General features: G+C 71.0%; 6 protein-coding genes. 5 read left to right on the forward strand and 1 reads right to left on the reverse strand.

Translation table 11 applies throughout. The features are described from left to right. Positions 1–20 precede the first annotated feature (20 nt). Positions 21–2,990 (forward strand): pPIWI_RE module domain-containing protein, encoded by a 2,970-nt coding sequence (locus QSK45_RS01290; protein WP_285552329.1) that lies wholly within the window; start codon positions 21–23, stop codon positions 2,988–2,990. Positions 2,991–3,004: 14 nt separating this feature from the next. Here QSK45_RS01290 and QSK45_RS01295 read toward each other — a convergent pair whose 3' ends face one another. After that, positions 3,005–3,967: a serine/threonine-protein kinase gene (locus tag QSK45_RS01295; protein ID WP_285552331.1), complete on the reverse strand. Its 963-nt coding sequence runs from the start codon at positions 3,965–3,967 to the stop codon at positions 3,005–3,007. A gap of 201 nt (positions 3,968–4,168) precedes the next feature. Between QSK45_RS01295 and QSK45_RS01300 the strand changes: the two genes are divergently transcribed. The 4 genes from QSK45_RS01300 to QSK45_RS01315 all read left to right on the forward strand — a co-directional run bounded on the left by QSK45_RS01300 (position 4,169) and on the right by QSK45_RS01315 (position 18,374). Continuing rightward, entirely contained in the window at positions 4,169–9,400 is a 5,232-nt protein-coding gene (locus QSK45_RS01300) for a DEAD/DEAH box helicase (RefSeq protein WP_285552333.1), read from the forward strand. Positions 9,401–9,450: 50 nt separating this feature from the next. Beyond that, the gene (locus tag QSK45_RS01305) at positions 9,451–12,486 is read left to right on the forward strand and encodes a DUF8741 domain-containing protein (protein ID WP_285552334.1); all 3,036 of its coding nucleotides are present in this window, start codon (positions 9,451–9,453) and stop codon (positions 12,484–12,486) included. Next, positions 12,486–16,613 (forward strand): Eco57I restriction-modification methylase domain-containing protein, encoded by a 4,128-nt coding sequence (locus tag QSK45_RS01310; RefSeq protein WP_285552335.1) that lies wholly within the window; start codon positions 12,486–12,488, stop codon positions 16,611–16,613. The genes QSK45_RS01305 and QSK45_RS01310 overlap by 1 nt, the downstream gene beginning before the upstream one ends. A 108-nt stretch (positions 16,614–16,721) precedes the next feature. Beyond that, on the forward strand, positions 16,722–18,374 hold the full coding sequence (locus QSK45_RS01315; protein ID WP_285552337.1) for a hypothetical protein: 1,653 nt from the start codon (positions 16,722–16,724) through the stop codon (positions 18,372–18,374). The last annotated feature ends 17 nt before the right edge of the window (positions 18,375–18,391 follow it).

An 18,391-nucleotide genomic window follows, 5' to 3' on the forward strand; every position in this document is an offset into this window, starting at 1 on the left:
TCACCGGAGAGGACCTGACCATGGCTCGCCCTTACGACTCCATCCGCACCGCCGCCGCACGTCCCGTCTCCTCGGACGCCTCGGTGGCCGAGCGCTACCGCGCGCTGCCCTTTCCCGAGGAGTGGACCGGGGCGCTGCTGGCCCTGTGCAACGCGGGCCGTGACAAACCGCTGGAGACGGTGCCCACGTTCCGCATGGACCAGGTCGTGCAGGCGCTCGCCCCCGACGTCCTGGTGCGGCCCCGCCCCAACCGCCACCGCGGGGAGGGCCGGGACTTCTGGCTGTACGCCCCGGAGGACGTGCCCGATCCGCTGCCTGACGCGGCGTTCAGGGGGCTCCTCGCCACCTGGCTGAAGGACCTGCGGCCGGAGCCCGAGTTCCGTTCGCTGCTGTCCGAGACCCGCTCGGCGCTGCTGGAGAACCCGCCCCGGTGGCAGGAAGGAGTACCGGTCGAGCTGCTGCGTCACGAGCGGCCCACCGACGGTGGCACGGCCGCACCGGAGCCGCGCCAGTTCCAGTTGTCCACCGACTGGCTAGCCCGGCGGATCCTCGCCCTGGAGCCCTACGACTTCGGGGGCGGGCGGCTCCGTTTCCGGGCGATGCCGCGCGGCCCGATGGACCGGGGCGCCGAACTCGTCTCGCAGGCGCTGGAGTTCGAGGGGGGCCGGGGTTCCGAGTGGTTCTCGGTCGTTCTGAACATCACGTTGCAGACTGTGCCGTTCGACCCGCTGCCCCGCTTCCATGTCCACAGTCATATCCGCCGGTACGCGACCCGGGTGAGTGCCAGGACGGGGCGGCTGTACCTGCCGTTCGGCCGTCGCACCACGGTGCTGCTGCGTCCGCGGGTGCCGTGGCTGCCCGGAGCGCCGGCGAGCGACCGGTTCGCGGTGGCGCGGCTCGCCTGGAGCCGCGGTGGGCACGACTGGGTCGGGGGCGGGCCCGCCGGGATGCTGCGGAACATGTCCCTCACGGAGTCGTTCCCGGACGCCGACGCCATCCTCACCGACCCGGCCGGCTGGCTCGCGGACGACATGCGCGCGGCCGTCCTCTACAGCACGGCCATGGGGACGCACGAGGTCGGAGCCGGCCTGATGACCGACCAGCGCTCGAAGATCGTGGAATGGGCCCTGCAGGCACTTCCGGAGCAGCTGGAGCCGGTGCCCGCGCTGGCGCGAACCCGCCTGTCGGGCAGCACGCCCGGCAACCCCCGCCAGGAACCCTCCAAGGAACCGGCAAAGGCCGAGGAGGAACGCAGGCGCGCCCAGGCCCGGCGGCGCGGCACGGCGTTCGCGCTGCGCCACTTGCCCCAGGACCTCGCCCCGGGCGAACTCCCCAACCTGGAGGCGTGGTTGCTGTGGCAGACCCCGGTGATGCGGGACACCGCGGTCCACGCGCTCGTCACGCACCTCGGTCTCAAGGGTGACGGCGGCGCACCGGCTACCGAGGAGGCCTACGACGGGACGGTGGTCCTTCAGTGGGAGTCCCCCGAGCTCACCGTGCGCCTGCGCTGCCGCAGGCTCTCCCGCTCCCTCGGCCAGGACCTCGCCCTGCCGGAGGGGACCCGGCACTCCCGGGCCGCGGTCACCACGGCGATCCGCGACCGCCGCCGGGAGATGACGGCCTTCCTCGCCGAGGAGGGTGTCTCCTCGCCCGCGCCCACGCTCACCCTGGTGGAGATCGACCGGGCCAAGGACTTCTCGTCCCCCGGCCATGACGCGAAGTTCGCGCTGCGGCTGGGATGCGCGGACGCCGGCGTGCTCACGCAGTTCATGGCCGTGCCGAAGAAGGCCCAGGGCTACAACAGCGAGAAGAACAAGGAGTTCCGCGCGGCGAAGGCCTGGGACGACGGACTGCGGCAGCTGGGTGTGCGGGTCCACCCCGAGCACAGCCTCGGTGAACGCCTGCCCGGCGGCCTGCGGTACGCGGCGGTGTGGATGGTGCGCAAGAACCGGCGCAGCCGCACCCGGTGGGCAGGGCATGTGCCCGTCGCCGTGCTGGTCACGCCGGAGCCCTCCGGTGAGGGGCTGGCCCGGGTGGAGGGCTGGGACGACGAGGCGCGTGCCTGGGTGCCTTACCCGGTGATGCTGCTGAAGCTGACCAGGCAGTGCGAGGTACCTAAGGACCTCGTCCCCGCGCCGCGCGACGGAGAGGCCCCGGTGACCCGGCCGTCCTGGTGGGCGGACATGGCTCAGCAGCGGCGGGAGACCGAGGAGTGGCTCCAGCGGGTGCGCCGCACGCTGCGCTCCACGCCGACCATGCTGCTGGCCCACGGACAGAACATGCGCTCGCACTGGACGTGGCTGCAGGACGGCACCGTGGTGGCGGACAAGTTCCGCGACGGCCACGCCCCCGCGCGCCGCCTGGATCCGGACCTGCGACTGGTGCGGGTGCGTACGGCGCGCAACCGGGAAACCGCCCAGTGGTGGGGCGTGAACCCTGACGGCCCCAACGGTCTGGCCGCCCACCTGTGGACAGACCCGACTGCGGACCCCGACGAGGCCCGCGTCTTCTGGTCCACCACACCCAAGGCCCGCACCTTCAAGCTGTCGGTGGCCGCCGACAAACTGGCGCCCCGCGTCAACACCAAGGGCAAGGTAACCATCGACACGGACAAGGCCGCGTGGAACCCGGGGCTGGTGGAGATCGCCGTTCTGGGGTGTCACCCCGGCGATGGTGACGTTCCTGAGGCGCTCGCGCTCGCCGCGCACCAGCTCCGGCAGGCCCCCGACCTGCCGGACGCACTGAGCCTGCCGTTGCCCCTGCACCTCGCTGGACTCGCCCAGGAGTACGTGCTGCCGACCCAGAACGAGGACGGCGGGGACGGCGGCGACGCCCACGACTCCGTCGCCGACGCCGACCCGGACACGGGGGCGGCCCCGGGCGTCGAGACGGCTCCCGAGCCGGAGGAGACGGACTGGGAGCAGCTCGCTCTGGTCATCCCGGCGCAGCCCGCCTCTGAGGAAAGGTTGAAGGAGACCGAGCCGCGCTGAGGCCCGGCGGCCCGCTACTGCGCCCCGTCCGCCTCCCTGGCCCACTGGCGGACGGGCCGCGCGTCCGGTGCCATGGGGAATCGGAACGGCCGGCACGGATCGGCCTCGGTCCAGGGCACCAGGGCCCCCTCCGGGTTTCCGGGCGCGGGCAGGTGAGCGGCGAGACGCCGGTACACCTCACCCGCGTGTGCGGGGCGGTCTCCCGGTTTCTTGGCGAGGAGTTCCAGGACCAGACTTTCGACGTCCTCCGGGGCGTCTGGCCGCAGCGCACGCAGCCGTTCGGGCGCGGCCTCGGTATGCAGGCCCGGCACCATCAGCGGTGACTCGTGCTCGAAAACCGGTCGGCCGGTCAGCATTTCGTGGATCAGGCAGCCGAGGGCATAGAGGTCCGTGCGCCGGTCCACGGGCTCGCCCAGCACCTGTTCCGGCGCCATGTACTGGAGGCTGCCGAGCCGTTCTCCGGTCGTGGTGAGCTTGGTGTCCGCGTCGAGGATGGCGGCGACACCGAAATCCAGCACTTTGACCACGCCGTCGGTGCGGATGCGCACGTTGCCCGGTTTGAGGTCCCGGTGGACGACGCCCCGAGCGTGTGCGGCGGCCAGCACCGAACAGATCTGTGCCCCGACGGCCGCGGCCTCCTCGATGCTGAGCCTCTCGTGCTCCGCGATGTAGTCCGCGAGATCCAGCCCCTGGACGTACTGCATGACCAGGTAGTGCGTGCCGGTCTCGACGCCCAGGTCGTACACCGCCGCGAGGCCGGTGTGGTCGAGCCTGGCGACCGCCTTTGCCTCGCGCTCGAAGCGGGCCGCGTCCTGCGCTACCTGCCGAGCCGTCAGCCCGCCACTGGGAGTCATCGTCTTGACGGCGACACCTCGGCCCAGGTGTTCGTCATCCGCCATCCACACCTGCCCCATACCGCCGTGGCCGATGGCGCTCTTGATGCGATAGCGCTTGGCGATGAGCGTTCCGATGTCCATAGGTGACCGAGTGTGCCACCGTCATACACGATGGGACATGACACCCCCTTCCATGACAGTTCACAAATCCGGGAAGCCGCAAGCGTTGACTTAGTTCACAGACCGATGATGTCATAGGAAGCCATATCATTGCGGCCCGCCGCCCCTACATCACCCGGTACGGTGAACACGCAGGTCGGCGCGGAATTGAGTGAGGGTTTTGTGGACGTCTTCAAGGTGCACGAGCAGCTGATCGCCGACTACCGGTCCTTCACCACCAGCTCCGTCCTCGTGAAGAACGACCGCATCCAGAACACCGTCGACGAGGCGCTCGTCCAGGGCGACCAGTGGCCCGACCCGTGGCTGTCGCTCAACCCGAGCTTCGCTCCCGGTGGCACGGTGACCCAGCTCGTGCGGGAGGGGCTGCTGCACCCGGAGTGCGAGCGGATCTTCCGCGTGGGCAAGGAGAAGGACGGCTCCCTTCAGCAGGGCCGGCCCATCGCCTTCCACCGGCACCAGCGGGACGCCATCGAGGCCGCCGGCGCCGGCGGCAGCTACGTCCTGACCACGGGCACGGGCTCCGGCAAGAGCCTCGGCTACATCGTGCCGATCGTGAACCAGGTGCTGCGGGCCAAGCAGGAGGGCACCGCCTCCGGTATCCAGGCGATCATCGTGTATCCGATGAACGCCCTGGCCAACAGTCAGCGGTTCGAGCTGGAGAAGTTCCTGCGTCACGGCTACGGGGAGGGCCGGGAGCCGGTCACGTTCGAGCGCTACACCGGGCAGGAGAAGGAGGACGAGCGTGAGCGGATCCTCAAGGAGCTGCCGGACATCCTGCTGACCAACTACGTGATGCTGGAACTGATGCTCACCCGGCCCCGCGAGCGCAAGGCCCTGATGCGGGCGGCCGAGGGCCTGAAGTTCCTGGTCCTGGACGAGCTCCACACCTACCGCGGCCGCCAGGGTGCGGACGTCGCGCTACTCGTGCGCCGGGTCCGTGACGCCTGTGCCGCGCCGGACCTCCAGGTCGTCGGCACGTCGGCGACGATGTCCAGCAAGGGCACCCTCCAGGAGCGGCGCCAGGACGTGGCCGACGTCGCGACCACTCTCTTCGCCTCCAAGGTGACGCCGGACCGCGTGGTGGGCGAGACCCTGGTGCGCGCCACCCGCGACCACGTGCCGAGCGACGCCGAACTGACGGAGCGGATCAAGGCGAACGCGCCCTCGACGGAGTACGACGTCCTCAAGGACGACCCGCTCGCCTGCTGGATCGAGACCGAGTTCGGGCTGCGCACGCTCACCGAGGGTCCGGACTCGGGGACGCTCGTCCGGGCCGAGCCCACGACGGTGGAGAAGGCGGCCCGCGACCTCGCCGAGCGCACCGGCGAGTCGTACGAGGCCTGCGTCGCCGCCATCCGCGACACGCTGCACGCCGGTTCGCAGGCCAAGGACGACGAGACCGGCCGGCCGCTTTTCGCCTTCCGTCTGCACCAGTTCCTGTCCAAGGGCAGCTCGGTGTACGTGTCTCTGGAGGACGAGGAGACCCGGCACATCAGCCGCACCTACCAGCTTCGGGTGCCCGGCGCCAAGGACAAGGTCCTGCTTCCGCTGTCCTTCTGCCGGGAGTGCGGCCAGGAGTACCTGACCGTCGCCCGCGAGGAACGCAAGGACGGCTCCCTCGCCTTCCGGCCGCGCACCGAGGAGGACGAGGACAACGGCTACCTGTACGTGAGTGCCGAGCACCCGTGGCCCGACGACACCGGCCGGGCGATCGACGAGCAGCGTTTCCCGGACAGTTGGATCGTGACGGACGACAAGAAGGGCGGCGCCCAGGTACTGGCCGACAGCCGGCGCAAGCGGGTGCCGCAGCCGGTGTGGGTCCGGCCCGACGGATCGGTCGTCGACCGCGGGCAGGGCCTGCACGCGGCCTACATCCCCATGCCGTTCATGTTCTGCCTCAACTGCGGGGTGAGCTACGAGTCCCCGCGCGGCAACGACTTCGGCAAGCTGATGACGATGGACCGCGAGGGCCGCTCCACGGCGACCTCCCTCATCAGCTCCAGCATCGTGCGCCACCTGAAGGAACTCCCGGCAGACGAGCTCGACGAGGACGCCCGCAAGCTGCTCACCTTCGTCGACAACCGGCAGGACGCCAGCCTCCAGGCCGGTCACTTCAACGACTTCGTCCTGGTCACCCAGTTGCGGGGCGCCCTCTACCAGGCCATGGTCGAGGCCGGTGAGGACGGACTGCTGCACGAGGAGCTCGCGCCCGCCGTGGTGGCCAAGCTGGGCCTGCGGCCGCAGAACTACTCCAAGAATCCCAAGGAGGCCTCCCATCAGGCGAAGCGCACCCTGCGGGCCCTGACCAAGGTGGTCGAGTACCGGCTGTACCTGGACCTGGAGCGCGGCTGGCGGGTCACCATGCCCAACCTGGAGCAGACCGGCCTGCTGCGGCTGGAGTACGCGGACCTGCGGGAGATCACCGAGGACGAGGAGCGGTGGACGAAGGCCTGCGGACCGCTGCGGACCGCCGGCCCCGGCAAGCGCGCGGAGCTCGCCCGGATCTTCTTCGACGAGCTGCGGCGCGTGCGCGCGGTGGACTTCCCCACCTTCGAGCAGGCCGACTTCGACGAGCTGCGCAAGGTGTCGTACATGCTGAACGACGCCTGGGGGCTGGCCGAGACGGAGCGCACTCCGCCGCCGCCCGGTACCGCGTACGTCCGTCCCGGCCGCCCCAACCGCGCGCGCACCGAGCTGAACGTCACCGCCCGGGCCGGCTTCGGCCGGTTCCTGCGCAGGCCGGGCCAGTTCCCGGCGCTGGGGCGTCCGCTGGACATGACCGAGACGCAGCAGGTGATCGTCGATCTCGCGGACGTGCTGGCGGAGGCCGGGTTGCTCACCGAGGTACCCACCGGGCGCGGTGAGGAGCCCGGCTACCGCATCAACCACACGGCGGTGGTGTGGACGGCCCGCGACGACGAGTTCGGCGCGGTCGACCGGGTGCGCCGGACCTACGGCAAGGACCGCGGCCCGCGCGTGAACCCGTTCTTCAAGAACCTCTACAAGGAGGTCGCCTCCACGCTCGCCGGCCTGGTCGCCCGGGAGCACACCGCCCAGGTGCCCACGGAGGTCCGCGAGGAGCGCGAGGAGGACTTCCGCGACGGCACCAAGCTGCCCCTGCTGTACTGCTCCCCCACCATGGAACTGGGCGTCGACATCGCCAGCCTGAACGCGGTCGCGATGCGCAACGTCCCGCCGACCCCGGCGAACTACGCGCAGCGCAGCGGCCGTGCCGGCCGGTCCGGCCAGCCCGCGCTGGTCACCACGTACTGCGCCACGGGCAACAGCCACGACCAGTACTACTTCCGCCGGTCCAACCAGATGGTGGCGGGCGCCGTCGCCCCGCCCCGGCTGGACCTCGCCAACGAGGACCTGGTCCGCTCGCACGTCCACGCCATCTGGCTCGCCGAGACGGGTCTGGAGCTGGGCAAGCGCATCCCGCACATCCTGGACGCGGCCGGTGAGGCACCTTCGCTGCGGCTGTTCCCGCACGTGCTCGAGCAGATCCAGGACCCCGCCGCCCAGCGGCGTGCGCTGCGCCGGGCCACCGCGGTCCTCAAGGAGTCGGCGGACCGCCTCTCCGACACCTCGTGGTGGGACGAACAGTGGCTGGAGCGGACCGTCGACAAGGCGCCGGGGAGGTTCAGGAAGGCGCTGGGCCGCTGGGAGGAGCTGTTCCGCAAGGCGCTGAAGGAGCGGGAGGTCCAGCACCGGCGCATCCTCGACAACACCCTGAACAAGGACGCCTCCGCCCAGGCCGAGCGCCGCCGGCACCAGGCGGAGACCCAGCTCAAGCTGCTGAAGAACGAGGAGACCGGCGGCAACAGCCCGCTGTCGGACTTCACGCCGTACCGCTACCTGGCCTCCGAGGGGTTCCTTCCGGGCTACTCCTTCCCCCGGCTGCCGCTGGCCGCGTTCATCCCCGGCACGGGCCGGGCCGCGCGCGGCGGGCGGGACGGCGACTACCTCCAGCGTTCCCGCTTCATCGCGATCCGCGAGTTCGGTCCGGGCGCCTTCATCTACCACGAGGGCAGCCGGTTCCAGGTGGACCGCGTCCAGCTTCCGACCAGCGCCGCGGGGGACCTGCAGACCGAGGAGGCCAAGGTGTGCGAGCGCTGCGGCTACCTGCACGTCGGCGAACAGCTCGAGAACACCTGCGACTCCTGCGGCTCCGAGCTGACGGAGTCCCGGTACAATCTGCTCCAGCTGCGCACGGTCTTCACCAGGCGCCGGGACCGGATCTCCTCCGACGAGGAGGAGCGGCAGCGCACCGGCTACGTCGTCGAGGTGTCGTACAAGTTCAACAAGCACGGCGAGCGCGACGGTTCCCTGAACGCGGCCGCCCGCGACGCCGACGGCGCCTCGCTCGCCGCGCTGACCTACGGCGACAGCGCGACGGTCCGCCTCACCAACCTCGGCTACCGCCGCAGCAGGCAGCGTTCCGGCTTCTGGCTGGACCCGGTCGAGGGCAAGTGGCTGGACGCCAAGAAGGACCAGGACAAGCCGGGCAAGCAGACCTCCGAGGAGCAGGAGGGCCTGGAGAGCGCGGAGAAGGCCGACCGCAAGGTTCCGGTGGTCCCCTATGTTCAGGACACCCGCAACATCCTGGTGCTCCAGCTCGCCGAGAAGGTCGCCCCGGACGTGGCGGTGACCCTCCAGTACGCGCTGGAGCGGGGCATCGAGGCCGAGTTCCAGCTCGAGGACGGCGAGTTGGACACCGAGCAGTTGCCGCCCTACGACGGTCCGCGCGACCGCGTCCTGTTCATCGAGAGCGCCGAGGGCGGCGCCGGTGTGCTGCGCCGTCTCCAGGCCGAGCCGGACGCCCTGCGCCGTGCCGCCGCCCGCGCTCTGGAGATCGCCCACTTCCACGCGGACGGCACCGACAAGGGCGGCCCGGAGGGCGGCCCCGCCTGCGAGATGGGCTGCTACGACTGCCTGCTGTCGTTCGGCAACCAGCGCGACCACCAGGTCATCGACCGCAAGCTGGTGCGGGACCTGCTGCTGCGCTTCGCCGGCGCCCGAGTCGCCGGAACCGTCCCCGGCGTCTCCCGCGACGAGCACGCGCAGGCGCTGCTGGACGGCGCCGACAGCACGCTGGAGCAGCGGTTCGTGGCGTTCCTGACCCGCAACGGGCTGCGGCTGCCGGACAAGCAGCAGTACTTCGTCTCCAGCGCCCTGTCCCGCCCGGACTTCGTGTACGAGACGAAGGTGGGCCCGGTCGCGGTCTTCATCGACGGCCCGCACCACGACTCGGAGGTGCAGGCGCAGCGCGACGAGGACGCGCAGGAGCGGCTGTACGACGACGGGTGGGAGGTCATCCGCTTCCGCCACGACGACGACTGGTCCGAGATCGCCCGCAGGTACGGCTCGGTGTTCGGCGCCGGAGACGACTGACCGCGCCCCTCACTCCTCTTCTTCGTACGTCTCTTCCGAAAGGTCCGCCGATGACGCCGCCCACCACCGCCGCTCCCGCCCGGGACGGCAGCCGGGAGTTCGCGGTCGGTTCGCTCGTGCACGCGCGCGGCCGCGAGTGGGTCGTCCTGCCCGACTCCACCCCCGAGTTGCTCGTCCTGCGCCCGCTGGGCGGCACGGACGACGACATCGCCGGGGTGCTGCCCGCCCTGGAGGAGGTCGAACACGCCCGCTTCGCCCCGCCGAGCGCCTCCGACCTGGGCGACCAGGCGGCGGCCGGGCTGCTGCGCAGCGCCCTGCGCATCGGCTTCCGCTCCAGCGCCGGGCCGTTCCGCTCGCTGGCCGGCATCTCCGTGGAACCGCGCCCGTACCAGCTCGTACCGCTGCTGATGGCACTGCGCCAGGAGACGGTGCGGCTGCTGATCGCCGACGACGTCGGCATCGGCAAGACCGTCGAGTCCGGTCTGATCGCGGCCGAGCTGCTGGCGCAGGGTGATGCCCGCGGCCTGGTGGTGCTGTGCAGTCCGGCGCTGGCCGAGCAGTGGCGGGCGGAGCTGCGCGGGAAGTTCGGCATCGACGCCGAGCTGGTCCTGGCGTCGACGATCGGGCGGCTGGAGCGGAGCCGCCTGTACGGCCAGTCGGTGTTCCGCACCGACCGCAACTACGTCGTGTCGACCGACTTCATCAAGTCCCCCCGCCACCGGGACGACTTCATCAAGAACTGCCCCGACCTGGTCATCGTCGACGAGGCGCACACGTGCGTCGCGGACACCGGCCAGGGCGGCGCCCGGCAGCAGCGCCAGCAGCGGTACACCCTGCTGCGCGCGCTCGCCGACGACCCGAACCGCCACCTGCTGCTGGTGACGGCGACCCCGCACAGCGGCAAGGAGGAGCCCTTCCGTAATCTGCTGGGGCTGCTGGACGAGCGGCTGGAGACGCTCAGCCTGGACCGGCAGGCGGGCCGCGACCTGCTCGCGCAGCACTTCGTGCAGCGCCGCCGCGCCGACATCCGGGACGACTTCCGCGAGGACGCCAACTTCCCCAGCGACCGGAAGTCCCGGGAGGACGACTACACCCTGCACCCCGAATACCGTCGCTTGCTGGAGGAGGTGCTCTCCTACGCCCGGGAGACCGTCCGCAGCGCCGACGGCGCGCTCCAGCAGCGCATCCGCTGGTGGTCGGCGCTCGCCCTGCTGCGCGCCCTGGGCTCCTCCCCGGCCGCAGTGCGCAAGACCCTCCACACGCGGGCCGGCGTGCAGGACGCCGACTCGGTGACCGAGGCGGACGCCATCGGCAGCCGGACGGTCACCGACCCGGCCGACGACGAGGCGGCGGAGTCCGCGGACGCCGTCCCCGGCGCGCTGCTCGCCCCCGGCACGGCCGCCCCGGACGCGATGGCCCTCGACGAGGAGGACAGGGCCCGGCTGCTGGCCATGGCGGAGAGGGCCGAGGCGCTCAAGGGTCCCGCGAAGGACCGCAAGCTGAAGCAGCTCATCGACACGGTGAGGGAGCTGCTGGACGAGGGCTACAATCCGATCGTCTTCTGCCGTTTCATCTCCACCGCCGAGTACGTCAAGGAGCACCTCGACGCGGCCCTCAACAAGGGCGGGAAGAGCAGGAAGGGCGCGTCCGGGAAGAAGGCGTACGCCGTCGAGGCGGTCACCGGCGAGCTCTCGCCCGACCAGCGCATCGCCCGCATCGCCGCGCTGACGGAGGAGGACGAGGACGGCGAGGCGCCCCCGGAACGCCGCGTCCTGGTCGCCACCGACTGCCTCTCCGAGGGCGTGAACCTCCAGGAGAGCTTCGACGCGGTCGTCCACTACGACCTCGCCTGGAACCCGACCCGGCACGAGCAGCGGGAGGGCCGCGTCGACCGCTTCGGGCAGCGCCGGGACGTCGTCAAGGCGGTCACTCTGTACGGCTCGGACAACGCGATCGACGGCATCGTGCTGGACGTCCTGCTGCGCAAGCACGCCCGGATCCGCAAGGCGACCGGCATCTCGGTGCCGGTGCCTGACTCCTCCGAGAACGTGATGCAGGCGGTGCTGGAGGGCCTGATCCTGCGCGGTGAGCGCCCGCAGTACGAGCAAGAGGGCCTGTTCGCGGTGGAGTCGCCGGCCGGCCGGCAGACGGCCGAGCTGCACGAGGCGTGGCAGAGCGCCGCCGAGCGGGAGAAGGCCTCGCGCTCCCGGTACGCGCAGAACGCGATCAAGCGCGACGAGGTGGCGCAGGAGGTCGCCGAGGTGCGGGCCTCCCTGGGCACCGGCGAGGAGGTGCGCCGCTTCGCCCATCACGCCCTCACGGCCCTGCGCGGCGTCCCCGGCACCCTGCCCGGCGAGCCGGACGGCTTCACGATGAACTCCGAGGCGCTTCCGGCTCCCCTGCGGGACGCCTTCACCACGCTCCTGGGCCCGCGCCACCCCCGCCCGGTGGCCTTCCACGACGCCCCGACCGCCCCGCGCGGCGAGGTGGCCCTGACCCGCACCGACCCGGTGGTCGCGTCGGTGGCCCGCTTCGTGCTCGACGCGGCGCTGGACGACCGGATGGACCAGTGGCAGCGGCCCGCCCGCCGCTGCGGAGTGGTCCGTACGACGGCCGTGGCCAAGCGCACCACGCTGCTCCTGGTCCGCTACCGCTTCCAGCTCTCGCTGCCCGGCCGGGACGGCGTGCTCCGGCAGCAACTCGCCGAGGACGCCCGCCTGCTGGCCTTCCGGGGGTCGGCGGCGAACCCCGACTGGCTGCCGGAGGACGAAGCGATCGCCCTGCTGGAGGCCCGGGCCGCCCAGAACACCGACCGCGCCTTCGCCCAGGAGCGCATCGAGGGCGTCCTCGGCTCCCTGGAGTCGCTGATGCCGACGCTGGAGGAGCGCGGCGAACAGCTCGCGGCGCGCCTCCTCGACTCCCACCGCCGGGTGCGCGGCGCCTTCCGCGACGTGCGCGGCGCGACCGGGCCGGCCCGCCGGGGCCTGCGCGTGGACGTCCAGGGCCGCCCCGACGTCCTCGGCGTGTACCACTACCTCCCGGTCCCCGTCCTCGACGGCACGACCACGAACGGGGAAGCCCGCTGATGAGCCTCGCGAAGACCATCGTCACCGACTCCGTCCTCACCGTGGGCGGCCTGCTGCCGCCGGACATGCTGACCCGTGTCCGCGACGGCAAGGATGTGCCGGGCGCCCAGCCGAAGGACTACGGTCTGTTCGCGGCCAACGACACGGTCCGGGACGCGGCCGAGCGCTCCTGGGCGTACCTGAAGGGCGTGTGGACGGCCTACCGGGACTCCCTCGCCAAGGACGGGGCCCTGGACAACGAGGGCATCCCGGCGGTCGGCGTGACCGTCGAGCGCTGGCTGCTGCCCCTGTTCGAGCAGCTCGGCTACGGCCGCCTGCCCGACGCCCCGGCCGGGGGCCTGCCGTCGGCGGACGGCGAGAAGCGGTTCCCGGTCAGCCACGCCTGGCAGTCCGCGCCGGTCCACCTGACCGGCTGGAACGTCGACCTGGACCATAGGTCCCCCACCCTTCCCGGCCCTGCCCCGCAGTCACTGCTCCAGGAATACCTGAACCGCAGCGGCGCGGACACCCTGTGGGGCCTGCTGTCCAACGGCCGGCTGCTGCGCCTGCTGCGCGACTCGACGTCTATGGTCGGCTCGGCGTACGTCGAGTTCGACGTCGAGGCGATCTTCGAGGGCGACCGCTTCGCCGACTTCCTGCTGCTGTGGCGCCTGACGCACCGTTCCCGCTTCGAGGCACACGGCGACGGCGGCGCGGCCGGCTGCTGGCTGGAGCGGTGGCGCACGGAGGCGATCGCCAGCGGCACCCGCGCCATGGAGCAGCTCCGCAAGGGCGTGGAGAAGGCCCTGGTGATCCTGGGCACCGGCTTCATCCAGCATCGGGACAACGCGGACTTCCGGCGGCGGCTGGACGAGTCCGAGGTGACGGTCCGCGCCATGCACCCGGCGCTCCTCAACCTGGTCTACCGCCTGCTGTTCCTTTTCGTCGCCGAGGACCGGAGCCTGCTGATCCCGCCGGACGCCCCCGACGACGCCCGCGAACGCTACGAGAAGTACTTCTCCACCGCCCGCCTGCGCCGCACCGCCATCCGCCGCACCGGCGGCCCGCACGGCGACCAGTGGCACGCGCTGCGCCTGGTCCTGGAGGGCCTGGGCCGGGAGGGCGGCCGGCCCGAGATCGGCCTGCCCGGCCTGGGCGGCCTGTTCGAGCGCTCGGCGGCGGACGCCGTCCTGGACGGCCTGGAGCTGCCGAACGAGGCGCTGTTCACGGCCGTGCGGGCCCTGTCCGTGGTGATCGACCCCAAGCTGAACCGTCCGCGCCGGGTGGACTACCGCCACCTGGGCGCGGAGGAGCTGGGCTCCATCTACGAGTCGCTGCTGGAGCTGGTCCCCCGCTTCAACCCGGCGGTCAACTCCTTCGAGCTGCGCACCCTCGCGGGCAACGAGCGCAAGACGACCGGCTCGTACTACACGCCGTCGTCGCTGATCGACTGCCTGCTCGACTCGGCCCTGGACCCGGTGATAGACGACGCCGTCAAGTCGGGCGCGACCCGGGAGGAGCAGGAGGCCGCGCTGCTGCGGCTGACGATCTGCGACCCGGCCTGCGGTTCGGGCCACTTCCTGGTGGCGGCGGCCCGCCGGATCGCCAAGCGGCTGGCCGCGGTGCGCACGGACTCGCCCGAGCCGAGCGCGGAGGCGACCCGCACGGCGCTGCGGGACGTCATTGGCCGGTGCATCTACGGCGTCGACCTCAACGAGATGGCCGTGGAACTGGCCAAGGTGTCGCTGTGGATCGAGTCCCTGGAGCCGGGCAAGCCGCTCAGCTTCCTGGACTCCCACATCAAGCACGGCAACGGCCTGGTGGGCGCCACGCCGAAGCTGCTGGCCGAGGGCCTCCCCGACGACGCCTTCAAGGTGATCGAGGGCGACGACAAGAAGTGGGTCGCCGCGCTGAAGAAGCGCAACAAGGCCGAGCGGGACGCCTGGAAGGCCCGCCTGGCCGGCGTCCACCAGGGCGAGCTGTTCGGGTCGGCGACGGCGCTGGCGTCCTCCAACACGAAGCTGGCGCGCGCCGCGGCGGACATCACGGCGGCGCGGAACGACAAGCTGGAGTACGTCCACGAGCAGCGGGACGCGTACGTGGCGCTGACCCGCGACCCCGACTCGGACTACGTACGGGAGCGGGAACTGGCCGATGCGTGGTGCGCCGCGTTCGTCTGGGAGAAGACCCCGGAGGCCGCTCCGCCGCCGCTGACGCTGGAAGGGCTGCTGAGCCTGCGGGCGGACGGCTGGAAGAAGCTGCCGGAGGGGACGAAGGAGGCGGTCGCCCGGCTGCGGAGCGAGTACCGGTTCTTCCACTGGCACCTCGAGTTCCCCGAGGTGTACTCGGTACCCGAGGACACGGACGCCCTGGCGGCGGGCGTGGACGAGCGGACCCGGTGGGGCGGGGGCTTCAGTTGTGTGCTGGGGAATCCGCCGTGGGAGCGGGTCAAGCTCCAGGAGCAGGAGTTCTTCGCCACCCGCAGCGAGAAGATCGCCACGGCGCCGAACAAGGCGGCCCGGGAGCGGCTGATCAAGGCACTGGCGACGAGCGAGGAACCGGCGGAGCGGACCCTTCTGACGGACTTCGCCGAGGCCAAGCGCCAGTCGGAGGGCGTGAGCCACCTGCTGCGCGACTCCGGCCGCTTCCCGCTCGCCGGCCGGGGCGACGTCAACACGTACGCGGTGTTCGCCGAGGCGGCGTCCCTCGGCATCGCCCCGCAGGGCCGCTTCGGGCTGGTCCTGCCGACGGGCATCGCCACGGACGCGACGACGGCGCCGTTCTTCTCGGACCTGGTACGCAGCGCACGGCTGGCGTCCTTCCTGGACTTCGAGAACGAGGCGTTCCTGCTGAGCCGGGCGGTGGACCACCGGGTCCGCTTCTGCCTGCTGACGGTCGCGGGCCGCGAGGAACGGGTGCGGGAGGCTTCGTTCGCCTTCGGCACGCGCTACATGGAGGACCTGCCGAGCCGCCGCTTCGCGATGCCGCCGGAGGAGATCCTGCTGGTCAACCCCAACACGGGGACGCTGCCGGTGTTCCGGTCCCGGCGGGACGCGGAGATCACGCTGGGGATCTACCGCCGGGTGCCGGTACTGATCAGGGAGGGGGACCCGGAGGGCAACCCGTGGGGCCTGTCGTTCATGAGGATGTTCGACATGTCCAACGACTCGCACCTGTTCCGCTCGCAGGAGCAGTTGGCGTCCGAGGGCTGGACCCTGAACGGCAACGTCTTCGAGCGGGACGGCCAGCGGTACCTCCCGCTGTACGAGGCGAAGATGCTGCACCACTTCGACCATCGCCTCGGCACGTACGAGGGGCAGACCGAAGCCCAGGCCAACATGGGCACACTGCCCCGGGTGACGCCGGAGCAGCACGACGATCCCGAGTTCGCGCCGATGCCGCGGTACTGGGTGCCGGAGTTCGACGTGTTCACCGGCAAGCAGGACAGGAAGGGCAACCCGGTGAGGGAGCCGGGGGTGGCTTCGCGGCTGGCGGAGAAGGGGTGGCACCGTGGTTGGCTGATGGGGTGGCGGGACATTGCCCGGTCGACCGATACGCGGACGACGATGGCCACGGTGCTTCCTCCGTACGGTATCGGTCACACGTACCCGCTCATGTTCCCCGAGAACGCACCCTCCGCAGCCTTTCTGCAAGCGTGCCTGAGCTCGTTCGCATTCGACTACGCCATCCGGCAGAAGATCGTTGGCACACACCTGACGTACGGCTACATGTACCAGTTGCCCGTACCGTCGTTGTCCGCCCTCGACGAGCAAGAGCTGGATGTCACCTGGTTCACGAGTCGGGTCACGGAACTCGTCTATACCTCCAATGACATGGCCGACTTCGCTCGTGACTTGCATGACAGCGGTCCCGCGTTCCGCTGGGACAAGGCTCGCCGCGACCTGCTCCGCGCAGAGTTGGAAGCCGCCTTCTTCCACCTCTACGGACTCGACAGCGCAGAAGTCGAGCACGTTATGAATACGTTTCCCGTCGTCAAGCGAGAAGACGAGGCTGCCCACGGCACCTACCGCACCAAAAACCTGATCCTCGACATCTACAACCGCATGGCCGAGGCTCAGCAGACCGGCACCGCCTACCAGACTGTCCTCGACCCGCCCCCCGGCCAGGGCCCCCGCCACCCGGCGTAACCTGACCGCCCCGCCTGAGCACCCCCACCGGCGTGCCGCCCGCCCCGGGCGGCACGCCGTACTCGGCGTATCCATCGCCCGTCCACCTCACCGCACAGGCAGCCGCCCATGGAACCGCGCAACTACCGCATGGTCGTCTCGACCAAACAGGACTTCGTCACGGCCTCCGCCATCGCAGACCGCCAGCTTCACCACTGGCTGGGGGTGATGAAGCGATACGACACCTCGGTTCTGGACGAGGGGCGCAATGAGATTGCCGAGGGAGTGACCCTCGACTACGACACTGTGTCCGGCCGGCACGGCGCCTACTCCCGCTGGCGCCTGCGCGAGTGGAAGGAGCGGCCGGTTCCGGGCACCTGGCAGTCCACCCTCGTCGTCCGCTCGGACCCCCGGGAGGACGACCGCCGGACCTGGATCCAGGTCGACATCGAACACCTTCCGGCGTCATCGGACGTACGGCCCGTCCCCGCCAACACCCCCGGTATATCCAAGCTGCTGCTCGACGCGCTCGACGCCCAGGACGGCCTCGCCGACGTCGGCACGGTCCCGAAGTTCATCGAGCCGGACGACGTGGAGGAGGTGATCGAGGAACTCTGCGACCTGGACCGCCGGCTCCCCATCGTCGTGGCGAGCGTGCCCTACGGACAGGACGCGGAAGCCTGGACCGAGAGGGTCGTCGAACCCGCCTTCAAGCACCTCACCGGCATCGCCGTGATGTACGTGCTCCCCACGGACGCCCAGCAACTGTTCGAGAGAACCTTCGACTACCACCGCGTCTTCGGCGGCGGCATCCGCACCTACCTCCCCGGCGTGGATCCGGCCTGGCAGCCCGACGCCCAACGCCACCCGGTGATGTCGCGGGCCACGCTGGAGGCGAACCCGAAACGGGCGGCGGCCATACTCGCCGCCCTCCCCCAGCGGTTAGCCCTGCGCCTGCCGCTCCCCGGCCCACTGGACAACCTGCCCGTCCAGCGCACCCGCCCCCGCCCGGCGGCCCACGGCTCGAGCCTGAACGAACTCCGCGCGGAGAACGCCACCCTGACCAAGATGCTCGCCGAGGCGGAACAGCGGGAGGACGCCAACGCGGACGTCCTGCGCGACCTGCGCCAGCAGCTCCAGATCGCCGAGGAGCTGGAGTTCGACCAAGCCGCCGAGAACCAGGACCTCTACGCCAAGCTCAAGCACGCCGAGCGGCAGGTACGGGCTCTTCAGGTTCGACTGGAAAGGGCGGGTCAGCACGACCTCGCGCACACACCCATCGAGGAACCCGCCGACTACCCGGCCACCTTCGCGAAGATCCTCGATCGGATGGGCGAGTTCCGTCACCTGCGTTTCACGGGCAACCGGAAGATCACAAAGGAACTCGATGCCCAGTGCATCGGTAACTGGGTCGAGGTCGCCTGGGATGCTCTCCACACCCTCAACGACTACGCCGCCGCGTCAACCGCCGGAACGGCGGGCGGCGACTTCCGCTACTGGTGCTCCCACCTGCCGGACGACTGCGAGCACCCCTTCCCGGCGGGCAAGGTCAAGATGAAGGAGTCCAAGACCGTCGGGAGCCGCGAGGACTGGCGCCGTGAGCGCACGTTCCCGGTTCCCGAGGCCGTCGACGCGAGCAAGAAGCTGTTCATGGAAGCCCACCTCCGCATCGGCGGCGGCAACACGGTGGCCCCCCGGCTCTACTTCCACGACGACGGCCCCAACACCGGTTTCGTGTACGTCGGTTACTTGGGCCCGCACCCGACCAACACGAAGACCTAACCGGACAGTACCGAGCG

Origin of the sequence: Streptomyces hygroscopicus subsp. hygroscopicus (genome assembly GCF_030269125.1) — a bacterium.
Classification (GTDB): domain Bacteria; phylum Actinomycetota; class Actinomycetes; order Streptomycetales; family Streptomycetaceae; genus Streptomyces; species Streptomyces hygroscopicus_C.

Bases quoted from the DNA above. Each gene is read 5' to 3' on its own strand.
- QSK45_RS01290 (WP_285552329.1), top strand. From the start codon at position 21: ATGGCTCGCCCTTACGACTCCATCCGCACCGCCGCCGCACGTCCCGTC.
- QSK45_RS01295 (WP_285552331.1), bottom strand. From the start codon at position 3,967: ATGGACATCGGAACGCTCATCGCCAAGCGCTATCGCATCAAGAGCGCC.
- QSK45_RS01305 (WP_285552334.1), top strand. From the start codon at position 9,451: ATGACGCCGCCCACCACCGCCGCTCCCGCCCGGGACGGCAGCCGGGAG.
- QSK45_RS01310 (WP_285552335.1), top strand. From the start codon at position 12,486: ATGAGCCTCGCGAAGACCATCGTCACCGACTCCGTCCTCACCGTGGGC.
- QSK45_RS01315 (WP_285552337.1), top strand. From the start codon at position 16,722: ATGGAACCGCGCAACTACCGCATGGTCGTCTCGACCAAACAGGACTTC.